Source organism: Actinotignum saccati, assembly GCF_051265055.1.
Classification (GTDB): Bacteria; Actinomycetota; Actinomycetes; order Actinomycetales; family Actinomycetaceae; genus Actinotignum.
This window is the reverse complement of record NZ_JBOZCC010000007.1, coordinates 29,382-43,120: the sequence shown is the minus strand read 5'-3', so window position 1 is coordinate 43,120 and position 13,739 is coordinate 29,382. Positions and strand designations below refer to the sequence as shown.

Annotated in this window: 8 protein-coding genes and 1 tRNA gene; 2 read left to right on the top strand and 7 right to left on the bottom strand. The window is 62.4% G+C overall.

From position 1 onward, the window contains the following. Positions 1–57: 57 nt before the first annotated feature. From ACRQEC_RS06835 to ACRQEC_RS06825, 3 genes are all read right to left on the bottom strand, one after another. Complete coding sequence (locus ACRQEC_RS06835) at positions 58–573, bottom strand: ClbS/DfsB family four-helix bundle protein (RefSeq protein WP_284890362.1); 516 nt, start codon at positions 571–573, stop codon at positions 58–60. A 131-nt stretch (positions 574–704) separates the two neighbouring features. Then, positions 705–780, bottom strand: a tRNA-Thr gene (locus ACRQEC_RS06830). Positions 781–1,298: 518 nt separating this feature from the next. Beyond that, the gene (locus ACRQEC_RS06825) at positions 1,299–2,816 is read right to left on the bottom strand and encodes an alpha/beta hydrolase (RefSeq protein ID WP_284890361.1); all 1,518 of its coding nucleotides are present in this window, start codon (positions 2,814–2,816) and stop codon (positions 1,299–1,301) included. A gap of 196 nt (positions 2,817–3,012) precedes the next feature. Here ACRQEC_RS06825 and ACRQEC_RS06820 point away from each other — a divergent pair, with 196 nt between their 5' ends. Continuing rightward, positions 3,013–4,086, top strand: a complete 1,074-nt coding sequence (locus tag ACRQEC_RS06820) for a 2,3-butanediol dehydrogenase (protein ID WP_284890360.1) — start codon at positions 3,013–3,015, stop codon at positions 4,084–4,086. Positions 4,087–4,135: 49 nt separating this feature from the next. Here ACRQEC_RS06820 and ACRQEC_RS06815 read toward each other — a convergent pair whose 3' ends face one another. The 4 genes from ACRQEC_RS06815 to ACRQEC_RS06800 all read right to left on the bottom strand — a co-directional run bounded on the left by ACRQEC_RS06815 (position 4,136) and on the right by ACRQEC_RS06800 (position 10,772). Beyond that, positions 4,136–5,554: a DNA polymerase III subunit delta' gene (locus ACRQEC_RS06815; RefSeq protein WP_284890359.1), complete on the bottom strand. Its 1,419-nt coding sequence runs from the start codon at positions 5,552–5,554 to the stop codon at positions 4,136–4,138. After that, on the bottom strand, positions 5,551–6,243 hold the full coding sequence (gene tmk, locus ACRQEC_RS06810; protein WP_284890358.1) for a dTMP kinase: 693 nt from the start codon (positions 6,241–6,243) through the stop codon (positions 5,551–5,553). Before tmk ends, ACRQEC_RS06815 begins: the two co-directional genes overlap by 4 nt. Continuing rightward, positions 6,244–9,015 (bottom strand): type I DNA topoisomerase, encoded by a 2,772-nt coding sequence (gene topA / locus ACRQEC_RS06805; RefSeq protein WP_284890357.1) that lies wholly within the window; start codon positions 9,013–9,015, stop codon positions 6,244–6,246. Between the two features lie 170 nt (positions 9,016–9,185). After that, the gene (locus tag ACRQEC_RS06800) at positions 9,186–10,772 is read right to left on the bottom strand and encodes a methyltransferase (RefSeq protein ID WP_284890356.1); all 1,587 of its coding nucleotides are present in this window, start codon (positions 10,770–10,772) and stop codon (positions 9,186–9,188) included. Positions 10,773–10,982: 210 nt separating this feature from the next. On the opposite strand from ACRQEC_RS06800, the gene ACRQEC_RS06795 reads away from it, so the two are divergent. Continuing rightward, the gene (locus tag ACRQEC_RS06795; RefSeq protein WP_284890355.1) at positions 10,983–13,364 is read left to right on the top strand and encodes a DNA 3'-5' helicase SftH; all 2,382 of its coding nucleotides are present in this window, start codon (positions 10,983–10,985) and stop codon (positions 13,362–13,364) included. The last annotated feature ends 375 nt before the right edge of the window (positions 13,365–13,739 follow it).

Sequence of the window (13,739 nt, the reverse complement as noted above, 5' to 3'; positions counted from 1 at the left end):
TATAGCTTTGAACCAGTTTGTCTTCAGGAGCGGCACCGAAATCACTGTGCCTATCGGCTAGCAGGCAGCCAGTTTCTTCCACTTGCGAATCTTGGTTCGGAAGGTGGTAAACGGGGCGACCGTGTTGATATGCACCCACTTCCACACCGGCCACGCCGACGGCGTGGAAGACGCCCACGCCCGCTGACCCGGCTCGAACAATTCCGCTTCAGTTAGGCCACCAACCATCTTGACCACTTCTCCGAGCAAGGTCCCGAACTGGTCAATCAACTCTTCAGCAGGTTCTTGTTCCCAGCGCTGGTAAAACGACTCATTCAAGCCACCCAGCTGATTCCACTTAAAACCGGGCGCCGGAGTCACGACTTCTTTGCCTGCTTGCTCATCCCGTTCCCAGCCGAGCAATAGTTCCATCCAGCCCAGCTGGTAGGCGATCATCTGCCGGGGCGTGCGGTCAACGCCATCAACCAGCCGATCCCAGCCCTCATCGGGCACGTCTGCGAACTCGCCGAGAAATAGACTGCCGCGTTTAGCAATCTCTACCTGCAGCTCAGTGCCAGATTCATATGATCTCACCGCACACCTCCTTGTGAAGCAGCGTTAATTTCACGCTCCGCTAGAACATTAAAGCATGAACCTGTACCTGATTACGAGAAATACGACACCCGCTAACGCAAACGCGGACTTATTAAATCTGACGTGAAAATTGGAGCCACCTGTGGGAATCGAACCCACGACCTTCTCATTACGAGTGAGACGCTCTGCCGACTGAGCTAAGGTGGCACGCTACCCGCGGCTAGCCGCGTATGCGGCCAGTTCACAAGGCAACAGATGCATACTACCCGGCCGGTGCGCGGGCACGCAAACCCCGGCGCCGTGAGCTAGCGAACGTTGAGAGCGGGGCAGGGCGACCGGGCGGCAGGCGCGGCGTCGTCGTAAAAAGAAAGGAAAGAAAAGTGTTGCTCCCCGGGGCGAGAGTCACATGAACTCGCCTCGGGGAGCAACATGGGGATTACAACATCCCCAGATGAGCACACCGACCACCACAACCGGCGGCTCAGGTCTATAAAGTTTTTTGACAATCAGCCCTGCTTGAAAGCCCATTCAAGAATGGCCGCGTCAGCACATACAAGCATAACGCCCCGGCGCTAAGGGAGCAAAGAATTGCGTTCCCTATTTATGTGTACAACTTCACTACGGGACCGTAACTTCGTGAAATTTGCAGCAATTCCATGCTGGCCTGGGACGATAGGCCGATATTAAGCGCACCCCGGCCGTTCGCCCAGGCCTGTCCACCGCAGCTAGCGCGCCGGGCAATTGAGGTTCTCCGGAACAGCTCCGGTGAGGTAAAACTGGCGAATCGGATCATCGATGCACCGGCCCGCGGTCCCGAAAGCGGTGTGCCCGTCGCCTTCCCAGGTGACCAGCACGCCGGATTCCAAATCCTCGGCGAGGGACTTCGCCCAGGCCTGCGGGGTGGCCGGGTCGTACTTGGTGCCGATCACGATAATGGGCGCCGCGCCGGCCGCGCGGAAAGGCCCCGGATTCTCCTTCGCCTGGGTGGGCCACACCTGGCACAGATCCGAACCCGCGTAAGCATCCCCGAGCAGCGGGCCGCCCTTGGTTGCCCGCGAGGCTTCCTCCAGTTCCGCATCTGTGGCGGGCCGGTAATCCGCGCAATTAATAGCCCAATTCGCTTCCGTGGAATTATCCAGGAAATGCCCGTCGCTCGGATCACGACTCTGCCCGGTCAGGGCGATGAGCTGGAGAACCGTTCCCTTATTTTGCTTATCGACCTCCGAGATCCCCTCCATGAGCACCGGCCACAGCATCTTGCTGTAGAACGGAATAGTGAAAGCCGATAGCGCCTGCGCGCCGGTAAGCGGCATGCTCGGATTCCCGGTGGGGATGGGAGTGGCGGTGGCGGCGTCGATAATACCGCGCATATGCGCGATGCCCTCATCCACGCTCCCCTTCAAGGGGCAGCGCGAACCCTGTTCCTGCTGACACCATTCCACGAAACGGCGCGCGGATTCTTCGAAACCACGCGTTTGATCGGTGGCGAGGCGGGCCGTACCCAGGGTGGTGTCGACGGCGCCGTCGAGCACCATACGGCCCACCTGAGCAGGGAAAAGATCCGCGTACTGCGCACCCAGGAACGTGCCGTACGAATAGCCCAGGTAGTTGAGCGAGCGATCCCCGACCAGGTGGCGCAGCACATCGAGATCCCGCGCCGCCGAACGGGTATCCACGTACTTGAGATACTCGCCGTTTTTCTCCTTGCAGCGTTCGGCCACCCGCTGCGCATCCGCAGCCTCCTTCGCGCCCGCCTCCGGATCAGAATCCGGGTAGGTGGTATCCACGAGCTGCTGCAACTCCGCATCCGTGAAACAAGTTATCGGGGTGGATTCGCCCACGCCGCGCGGGTCAAAACCGATGACATTATATTTTTCGACAACATCCTTGCCCAGAGAAATCGAGGCCGTGGGGAGCAACTCAAGACCCGAACCACCCGGGCCACCAGGATTAATAAAAATAGAGCCGACGGCGCTACCGCTCGCCTCTTGTTTGCGCATCGATAATTCGATGGTCGCCCCTTCCGGGTCCTCATAATTCATGGGAACCTGGACGCGAGCGCATTGATCTTTGCCGCAAGAAGTCCATTCCACCCGCTGCTCATAGAACCGGGCGAGCTGCGCCGGATATTCGGGCAACCCGCCGGTGGAGGTATCGCCGGTGCCGCCACGCACCAGGGCATTATTGGCACACCCGGAGACTAAAAGCAGCACGGCGCCGAGAGCAGCAAGAGTTCTTTTCACGTGTCTAGCGTACGGGAGCAAGCTGGTAATAGGCAGGAGGCCGCCACAATTTCGCTAGCCGTGCAATTACTACATTTTCGCGTCTCGGGCATTGCGCGGGCACTCACCCTCTGACAGACTAAATGTGACGCTCACTACATGTGCTGAGAACATTGCGTCCACGCCCCAACCTGCGTGCCCACGTAAAGGAGGAAGAATGAAGGCTATTCGCTACTACGGCAAGGAAGACGTCCGGCTTGAGGATATTCCTGAACCTGAACTCCGGCCGGGAACCGTGAAGATTTCCCTGGCGTACAACGGTATTTGCGGCTCTGATCTGCACCTATATTTCCACGGAGTCATGCCACCGGCTCCCTCGGCCGAAGAACCCCACCCCATTTCCGGAGAAACTCTTCCGGTGGTTTTCGGCCACGAATTTTCCGGAACTGTAGATGAAGTTGGCGAAGGCGTCACCAAGGTCAAGGCCGGTGACCGCGTTGCCGTGGAACCCTTTATGGTGTGCGGGGAATGCCCGGCCTGTAAGAAGGGCATGTACAACCTCTGCGAAAAGATGGGATTCATTGGAATCTCCGGGCGCGGGGGTGGCCTGGCCGAAAAGATCGTGGTGGAGGAACGCTGGGTTCATAACGTTGGCGATATTCCGCTCGATCAAGCCGCTCTTATCGAGCCGCTCTCCGTTGGCCATCACGCGGTCGCGCATGCCGGCGCGGCTTTCGGCAAGGCTGAAGGCAAGGTCGCCGTGGTGGGCGGGGCCGGTCCGATTGGGCTGCTCACCACCGCGGTCCTCAAGGCTTACGGCGTGAAGACCATCGTGTCCGAACCTTCCGAAATTCGCCGTAACAAGCTCGAGGAAGTGGGGGTTGCCGATCTGATCGTCAATCCCGCGGAAGAGGATCTGCTAGAGAAAGTGAAGGAATTTACCGACGGCGTGCTCGCGGACTTCGCTTTCGATTGCGCCGGAATTTCCGCGGTGGCCGATCAGCTTCTCAGCGTACTCACCACCGGCGGGCACCTCGAAGTTGTGGCGCTCCACGTCCATCCCTTCGAGCTGGATCTCATGGGCGCCATTATGATGCCCGAACGCTCCATCAGCGCGTGCATTGGCTACTGCAATGATCACGAACCGTCCATCAAGCTGGTGCAGGAAGGCAAGGTCAATCTGGAGCCGCTCATCACCTCGAAGATCACCGCGGATCGCATTGTCGAGGATGGCTACAAGCGCCTGCAGGGCAACCCGGGCGAAGTGAAGATCCTTGTTTCGATGAAGTAGCTCGATGGTGTAAGGAGTTAGCGAGCTAACGAGCGGACGCTAGCGCGAACTAGCGAGCGGACGCAGGCGCGGGAGCCGGCGAAGCGAGGTCGATAAACATCGCTTCGAGGGCGAGCTGCGGAGCAACATTCGCGGCCAGCCGGCGCCGCGCCTGCGCCACCGCGTCCATGCGCGCCACCGAGAGCTCCGGGGTGGAAGCCGCCGCGGCCGCGATAATCTGTGTTTCAAAATCGGCGTTAATAAGGTCGACGCCGGCATCGACCTGCACCGCTAGCACGTCACGATAGAGTGCCAGCACATCAAGCATGGCCCGATCCAGGTAGTCACGGTCCTCCCGCACCGCCCGCTTTTTTCGCTGTTCCTCAAAAGCGCGGATCTGGGCACGCTGCGAAGCCGAACCGCTCTCCCGCTCCCCCAGCCCAATACTGGCCCGGAATTCCGCGAGCTCAGTATCGGTTTCTGGATCAGCTGCCGCTTTCGCGCCCTTTTTCGCTCCGGTGCCGGAGCGCGCGGATGTCGATGCCGTATTTTTCGACGCCGCACCGGAACCCGCACCTGCGGAGGACCCGCCCGAGCCCGTGCTTTTCGCCGCCGCACCGGCGCTCGCCGGGTAGTGATCGAGGAGATGTTGGGCGGCGAGCACCGCATCGGCGGTTCCGCTCACATCAAGAGTTTCCCGCAGCAGGGCTGCGCGTTCCGCCGCGACCTGCGGATCACGAAGTAAGGCGCGCGCCCGGCCAATATGGCATTGGGCAATACGGGCAGTCGCGCGGGCCGTGCGCTCATCCACGTCGAATTCGCCGGCCAGGAGCTGGGCAACCGCCTCCACGCTCGGAACCTGGAGAGCCACGTGACGGCACCGAGACCGAATCGTGGGGAGCATATCCTCCGGCGAAGCGGTAATCAGAATCCACACGGTATCGCGCGGGGGTTCCTCAATTGCTTTGAGGAGAACATTCGTGGTGCGTTCCAGCATGCGGTCCGCGTCTTCGATAATGATGATGCGGCGCCGACCCACCGAGGGGAACGTATAGGAAGATGCCACCAGCGAACGGGTTTCTTCCACCGAGATCGTGACCGAGCGCGGATCCATCCGAATCACATCGGGATGGGTGCCGCCCAGCGTGGTGGTGCAGGCATGGCAGTGTCCACAGCCGGGCACAGCTCCGGTGCATTGCACGGCAGCCGCGAAAGCGAGCGCGGCAACCGAACGTCCCGAACCGGGCGGCCCGGTGACCAACCATGCTTGGGCCATTGCCGCGCTGCTAATATCCGTCGTCGTACTAGAATCTGGCGCCGTTTCGACGGGCGCTGCGGCGTTTGAATCGGTGGCGCCCCCCGCGTTCATATCGGACGCAACCACAGACGGGCCGGGCAGCTCCGGGTCGCCGATACGCGAGGCCCAGGCGGCCCGCTGCAAAAGCTCGGCAACCGGCTGCTGGCCAATAAGCGCGTCGAAAACACTCATGATGCTTCTCCCGCACCCGGCTCGGATGCACTGCGATCCGCCTGGCCTTCCACGCTTTCCACGCCTGCCAGATTTTCCATGCCTGCCAGCAGAGTGTCCACCCGCGCACTAATCTGGGCGGCCAGCTCGGCAACAGTCTCGCGTGCGTTGAGCACCAGGTAGCGCTGCGGATTATCCGCCGCGAGCGCGAGGAAATTCTCGCGCACCGCCCGGTGGAACTCCCGGCCTTCCGCCTCGATGCGGTCGTAGTGGCCGTCATCCGCGCGCGCTAAGCCTTCGGTTTCCGGGATGTCGAGGAGCACGGTGAGGTCCGGCCAGAGTTCTTCGGTGGCCCACTCGGATATCGCGCGGATTCCCGCGCCGAGCTCACGCGCCCCGCCCTGGTAGGCCAGGGACGAATCAATATAGCGATCCGATAGCACGACTGCCCCGGCCTCCAGGCCCGGGCGAATAACGGAAGCGACGTGCTGGGCGCGGTCCGCGGCGTAAAGAAGCGCCTCGGCGCGCGGGCTGACCGCTCCCCCGTGCAAAAGCAGCTCCCGAATCTGGGTGCCGAGCGTGGTCCCCCCGGGCTCCCGGGTTTGCACAACCGTGTACCCGCGCTCGGAAAGCGCCGCGGCGAGCAGCTGCAACTGGGTTGTTTTCCCAGCTCCATCCCCACCTTCAAAGGTAATGAACACCCCGCGCATTTATGCCTTCTCGGTGGTCGATTCGGTAGCGGACTTTTTCGCTGCTGGCTTCTTCGCGGTGGTCTTATTCGCCGCCGGCTTCTTGGCCGTCGAAGTTTTCGCGGTGGTCTTTTTCGCCGTCGTTTTCTTCGCGCTTGAGCTTGCGGACGCGGTTTTCTTCGCTGTGGTACGCCGTTTCACCGGGCCTTTCGCGCGCCGATCCGCGAGCAGTTCGTAAGCGCGCTCGGGGGTAATATCCTCCACGGTATCGCCCTTGCGCAGCGACGCATTCGTTTTCCCGTCGGTGACGTACGGCCCGAAACGGCCCTCTTTGAGTACCACCGGCGCTTCGGTCACCGGGTCGGTTCCCAGCTCCTTGAGCGGGGGCTTGGCAGCGGCCTGCCCGCGGCGCCGCTTGGGCTGGGCCAGCAAGGCCTGTGCCTCCTCCAAGGTGATTGTGAAAATCTGCTCCTCGGTTTCCAGCGAGCGCGTATCTTTCCCGTGGGTGATATACGGGCCGTAACGCCCGTTCGTCGCGGTGATATCCACCCCGTCCTCACCCTGCCCGATCACGCGGGGCAGATGCAGCAAACGCAGCGCATCCTCCAGCGTGACAGTTTCCGGTTGCATGGATTTGAGTAGCGAGGCCGTGCGCGGCTTCGGTGCTTTTTTGGACACTTTCCCGGTGGGAGTGAGCGCGACTTCACCCTCGCGAATAATTTCGGTCACGTACGGCCCGAAACGCCCGGATTTCACGACGACGCGCCGCCCGGTTTCGGGGTCTTCGCCCAGCTCACGCCCATCGGAGGATGCCTTCTCCAGGATGTCGCGGGCGGCCTCCACCGTCATTTCATCGGGGGCCATCCCGGCCGGCACCGAAGCGCGTTTATCCGAGCCCTCTACTTCAAGGTACGGACCGTATTTGCCGTTGCGCAGGGTGATTCCCTCCCCGATCGGGGTGGAATTAATCGCGCGTGCATCAATATCCCCGAGGGATTCCACCCGGCCTTCCAGGCCCGGCTTATCGCCATCTCCCCGCCAGAATTTCGACAGGTAGGTGACCCGGTCCCCGCTGCCCTCCGCGATACGGTCGAGGTCGGTTTCCATCTGGGCGGTGAAATCGTAATCCACCAGGTCGGGGAGGTTTTCTTCCAGGAGGCGTACCACGGAGAACGCCGTCCAGGTAGGAACGAGTGCCTGGCCGCGGTGCTCCACGTATCCGCGGTCGGTAATGGTGGAAATCGTGGAAGCGTAGGTCGAGGGGCGCCCGATACCCAGTTCTTCCATTTTCTTCACCAGCGATGCTTCGGTGTAGCGCGGCGGGGGAAGAGTTTCGTGGCCGGTGGCCTGCGGGGCGCTGACCGGCAGCGCTTCTCCTTCTTTCACGTCCGGGAGCCGGGCGGCATCGGTAGCTTCGTAGCGATTGGCATCCCGGCCTTCTTCGTACGCGGCCAGGAACCCGGGGAAGGTAATCACCGTTCCGGATGCGGAGAAGGTGGCGGTTTGGGCACCGGCCGCGCCGCTCACCGGCACATCAATTTTTAGCGAAACCGTTTGCCCGCGCGCATCTTCCATCTGGGAAGCAACCGTGCGCTTCCAAATGAGTTCGTAGAGGCGGAAATCCGCGCCGGACAGTTCCCCGGCCACCATCTGCGGGGTGCGGAAATGATCACCGGCCGGGCGGATAGCTTCGTGAGCTTCCTGCGCGCCTTTCGCTTTCTTACCGTAGAAACGCGGCTTTTCCGGCAGGCTGGCCTGCCCGTACAATTCCTTGATTTGGCTGCGGGCCGCGCTGATGGCCTGCGCGGATAGGTTCGTGGAATCGGTACGCATATAGGTGATATAGCCCGATTCGTACAGCGACTGGGCGATCCGCATTGTTTGCCGCGAGGAGAGGCGGAGTTTACGCCCGGCTTCCTGCTGCAAGGTTGAGGTGGTGAAGGGTGCGGCAGGGCGACGGCGATACGGCTTTTCTTCCCGGGTGCGTACTGTGCCCCTCGCGCCTTCGAGTGTTTCCGCCAGCTCACCGGCCAGCTCGGCGTTCAGAGCACGTACGCCTTCTTTAGTGGCCTTGGCGGAGAGGGCGCCGTCGTCGCCAAAATCTTTACCGGAAGCAATCCTCGCGCCGTCAAGAGAATGGAGGGCTGCTTCGAATTGTTCGGACGCGCCGAAAGTAGCGGTCACGTCCCAATACGAGGCGGAAACGAAAGCCATGCGTTCGCGTTCACGTTGCACAACCAGGCGCGTGGTGGCGGATTGAACACGGCCGGCGGAGAGTCCCGCGGCGACCTTGCGCCATAGCAAGGGCGAGACTTCGTAGCCAACCAGGCGGTCGAGGATACGGCGTGATTCCTGGGCGTCCACCAGCTGGGTATCGAGGGCGCGGGGTGTTTCTAGGGCGCGGGAGATCGCCTCGGGAGTGATTTCGTGGAAGACCATCCGCGACGTGGGAACTTTCGGCTTGAGCACCTCGTAAAGATGCCAGGCGATTGCTTCCCCCTCGCGGTCCTCATCGGTTGCCAGGAAGAGTTCGTCGGCGTTCTTCAAAGCTTTTTTCAGCTCGGCAACAGTTTTGTTCTTGCCGGAAGAAATAACGTAGTAGGGCGCGAAATCACCGTCCACATCAACAGCAAAGCGCCCGTAGGGGCCCTTCTTCATACTGTCGGGGAGCTCCGAGGGCTGGGGCAGGTCTCGAATGTGCCCCACGGACGCCAGCACCTCGAAATCTTCGCCTAGGTACCTGCCGATCGTGCGCGCCTTGGCGGGAGACTCCACGATAACCAGCTTCGTCACAACTGCATCCCTCACTACTCACGGCGTGACAAGGTCACGCCTCCAACACATATTTTGTGCCCTGTTGTCACACGGTAGCACGCCCGCGCCGAAAACCGGCGCTCGTGACGGGTACTCCTTACAGGTACTCGTGACGGGTGGCTCGTTACGGGCGCTCTATTGTTTATCGCCTAGCTCCCGGTTCCTGTTCCCATTCCTGTTCCCATTCCTGTTCCTTCGGTCAAGAGCCCGGTGGCGATGAGCTCGCGCACCGTCTCGAGCAGGCGGGCCTGAACCGCACTGCTATCTTCTCCGTAAATCTGCGCAATCGCCTGGCAGAGGGCTCCCACGCTTAACTCGCCATCGCAGGCACCCACGAAAGCCGCGACTTGGGAATCGGCCGGGAGGGTCTGCTGGAATCCGCCTGTGTGCGCGAGAACAATGCGCAGCGGATCGGCCGCCCCCGGGTCATAAAAACGATGCTCGATTACTTCGGTGCGGGTGAGGTGGCGCTGCGCTACATCCTCATCGGGGGCGGCCACCAGGTGCCGGTTATTCCACACCCGCTGAATATGCTGGCGGATATCACCCTGGGGGCGGCCCGGTATTTCCTCGGTGCGGATCATGGGTTCGCGAGCGGCAGCCGGGCGGGAGAGAATCCCGTATCCCAGGCTGATGGCGCGTATCCCGCGCGCGGCAAAATCATCGAGCCAGGTACGGTAGGCATCCTCGTATCCGGCATCGCGCGGGCGCAGGCCGCCATCGCGGAGCCACATTTCCACGTAGTGGGCTGGGTCTACTTCATCACGCGCAATAAACCAGGCATCGAGGCCCGCCACCCGGGCCCACACCTGCGGGTGGGTATCCCAGGAGCAGCCGTCTTCCACTTCCCAATTCCCCAAAATATAGGCGGTGCCGGAATCCGTGAGGTGGTTGGGGAGCGCGGAGATGAGTTCGGAGAGGAGAGTATCCCCGCCGAAACCACCGTCGCGGTACTCGAAATCGACTTTTTGCCGGACGCTTGCGGGGGTGATAACGAAGGGCGGATTGGACACGATGGTGTCGAAACGCCCTTCCACCGGATCGAAAAGGGAGCCTTGGAGCAGCTCCACTCGCACGGCCGCGAGCGCGATATTGAGGGAGGCGAATTGCAAAGCTCGCGCTGAAATATCGGTGGCGACCACCTCGCAGCCGTGCAGAGCGGCGCTAATGGCATGGATCCCGCAGCCGGTTCCCACATCCAGAACTCGTCCCCCGGTGTAGGTGACGATATTCGCGAGGGTGCGGGTGGCCCCACCCACCGGCATAACGTGGTGGGCTCCGGGTACCCGGCCGGCCAGTTCCCCGAAATCGGAGGCGATTAGCACCTCGGTGCGGGTGATCCGGCGGGTGCCCTTGCGGGTAATGTCGAGCGGAACGGGGACCACTTGGAAGCGGGCCCGGTATCCCGCGTTGCCGATAACGAGCAGCGCGTCGCGCGTGACCCGGTCACCGAAAGTAGCGGGAAAAGCGCCTTCCAGTTCCTCGGCGCTCAACGTGTCTCCGAGAATAAGGAGACGAACCTGGCAGGCTAGGATTTCCGCTTCGGTATGCGGGGCGGTGGCCTGGTGGCGCACTTTTTCGCATGCGAGAAGCGCGGGGATGCGCTGCTCGCGGCGCATGGCGGCGGTGGCTTCCGGGCCGAGCAGGGTGGATATATGTGCGGTGGTATAACCTGTGAGATCTTGACGTAGCGTGGTGGCGAGGCGCTCGGAGGCGCCCGGGACAAAGAGCTCCATGCCATAACAGTAAACTGCCCGGCCGTGTTGAGGAAAGCCCCGGGTGAAGAAGCGGGAGCTGGATGTGGGGCTGGCGCGCTGGTCTTTAGTTTTCGGCGCTATGGCCTTCGGTGCTTTGGACTGCAACGCTTGAGACCGCATTGCTTTGACCCGCAAAGCTTCGTCCTTGAGCTCTTTGGCCTTCAGCACTCCATCGGGCACACTACACATATGCGCCTCCTTTCCGTTCTTGAAGAATCCACCACCGCGGGACAGTTGGTAGCGCTGCGCAAACAAGACGCCCGCCCCGCGCGGGTGGCCGGGTGGCCCGCGTGGGTCAGCCCGCAGGTCAAGGACGCCTGCGCTAGCCACGGCGTCCCGCACCTGTGGGAGCACCAAGTCCGCGCCGCGAACCTCATTCACGCGGGTACCCACACGGTGGTGGCCACCGGGACCGGTTCGGGTAAATCTTTGGCGGCGTGGGTGCCCGCGCTCACCGAGATGCTGAGCCCGCGCAGCTCGGGTAGTTTGGCGCGGGTGAGCGCCCCGCCAACCGTGCTGTATCTTTCCCCGACTAAAGCTTTGGCGGCGGACCAATACACTTCGCTGCGAGCCTTGGCTCGGGATGCGGACTCCCGTATCACGGTGGCTACCGCGGACGGGGATGCTGACCCGGAGGAGAAAACTTTCGCGCGCGACCACGCCGATATTGTGTTGACCAACCCTGATTTCGTGCATCACGCGATGCTGCCCCAGAAAGACCGGTGGCAGCGGATCTGGCGCGGGCTGCGGATGATCGTCGTCGACGAATTTCATTCGTATAAGGGCCTGTTCGGGGCGCATGTGGGCCATGTGGTGCGCCGGATTTTGCGTATCGCGGCGCTGTACGGCGCCCACCCCACCGTTGTTTTCCTGTCGGCAACCGCCGGCGCGCCGCAGGAAACCGCCACCAGATTTATCGGAACAGCTTTCGGGCCCGTCGAAGCGGTCACGGATGATGCCTCGCCGCGCGGCGAACGTACCGTTGCCTTGTGGCAGTGTTCTCCTGTCGACGACGACGCGACCGGCCACGTTCCTCCCGGGGAAGAACCGGGAGCCGCGGAGGATACCGCGCGCCGCTCGGCCATGGTGGAGGCGGCTGATCTGACCGCTCGTTTCGTGGCCGAAGGCGCGCGCGTCCTCACCTTTGTGCGTTCGCGGGCCGGAACCGAACGGGTTGCCGAGCTGACCCAGGCGTTTTTGCGCGAGGATCACAATCCGCTGGCCGAGGCGGTAGCGGCTTATCGCGGCGGGTATCTTCCCGAGGAACGCCGCGATCTGGAGCAGCGGCTGCGCTCGGGGGATCTGCGCGCCGTGGCAACAACGAATGCCCTGGAATTGGGGATTGATATTTCCGGGCTGGACGCGGTTATTCTCACCGGATGGCCGGGCACCACCGCCTCTTTTAACCAGCAGGCGGGACGTGCCGGGCGGGCGGGTAGTTCCGGTTTGGCCGTTTTTATTGGGACCTCGAATCCGCTGGATCAGTATCTTCTGGCCCATCCGGATACGATCCTGAGCGCGGGTGCGGAAGCGAGCGTTTTCGATCCGCTCAATCCGAATGTTCTGACCGGGCAGCTGTGTGCGGCCGCGGCCGAACATCCTCTCACCGCGGCAGATGCCGCAGTTTTCGGGCTCCCTGACACCTCGCTTTTCGACGAGTTGAGCGAGCAGGGGCTCTTGCGCCGCCGCCCCGGCGGGTGGTTCTGGGGATATGCGGGGATTAGCGCCCACGAGCTGGTGAACCTGCACGGTGAAGCAAGCACCGTGTCCATTGTTGATGAGGAAGACGGGACAATCTTGGGGACGGTAGATGCCGCGCGGGCGGATACCACCGTGTACCCGGGGGCTATCTACGTGCATCAGGGTGTTCCTTTCGATGTACTGACGTGTGATGGCGAGGAGGCGCTCGTGCGGCATCGGCTGAAAGATGATCTGCGGACTTTTGCCTCGGAAGAGACAACCGTGAAGATCCTCCGTACGCGCGCCAGTACCGCAACCCGATTCGGGACCTGGGCCTGGGGCGATGTGGAGGTATTCAACCGGGTTATCGGATACCACCTGCGCCGGGCCCGCGATGGCATGTACCTCGGGTTTCACCCCATTACTCCGCGGGAGCGCAGCATGGAGACGTGCGGGACCTGGTGGACGATGTCATCGCAGGATTTGGAGGCGCTCGGCATCCCTGCCGCGGATGTTCCCGGAGCCCTGCATGCCGCCGAGCATGCCGCCATCGGGATGCTTCCCCTCTTCGCGATCTGCGACCGGTGGGATGTGGGAGGGCTGTCTACCGCATACCACCTGGATACCGGGGCGGCTACCGTGATTGTCCACGATGCTGCTGCCGGTGGTTCGGGCTGTGCCGAACGGGGGTATCGGGCCGGCCGGGAGTGGATCCGTGCCACCCGCGATGCCGTGGCCGGCTGCCCGTGCCAGAGCGGGTGCCCGCGCTGTGTCCAGTCCCCGAAGTGCGGTAATAACAATGACCCGCTGTGGAAAGAGGGTGCGGTGCTGGTGCTCAGCGCTTTGAGCTGCGCGCTTGATGAGTTGGAGTCCGCGCCGCCGGAACCGTGACCCCGATCAACGGGCCCGGCCCGCGAGGTCACCCGGACTGTTACCGGCACCGCGCGAGCGCGGGTACGTACCCGAATCGAAAATATTTCTTCAACTTCGCTGCATTCTTCGACGACGGCGCCGCTGCGCTGCGCGCTGCGTTCGCTCTTGGTGCAGGCTTCGGCTAGCGACCAACCCTGGTTGATCACCCGCTCCGCGGTTTGCACGGCGATGACATCAGCCGTGGCACGGGCCTCCATTCGCGCGATCACCACGGTGACCGCGGTGAGCACCGCCCCGGTCAGGACAAGCACCAGGCCAATCACCCCAATCGCAAGCACCGTTCCCGCTCCCCGCTCGCAGGCTTGAAGTGGATCCCGGGGCCGGACGGGGCGC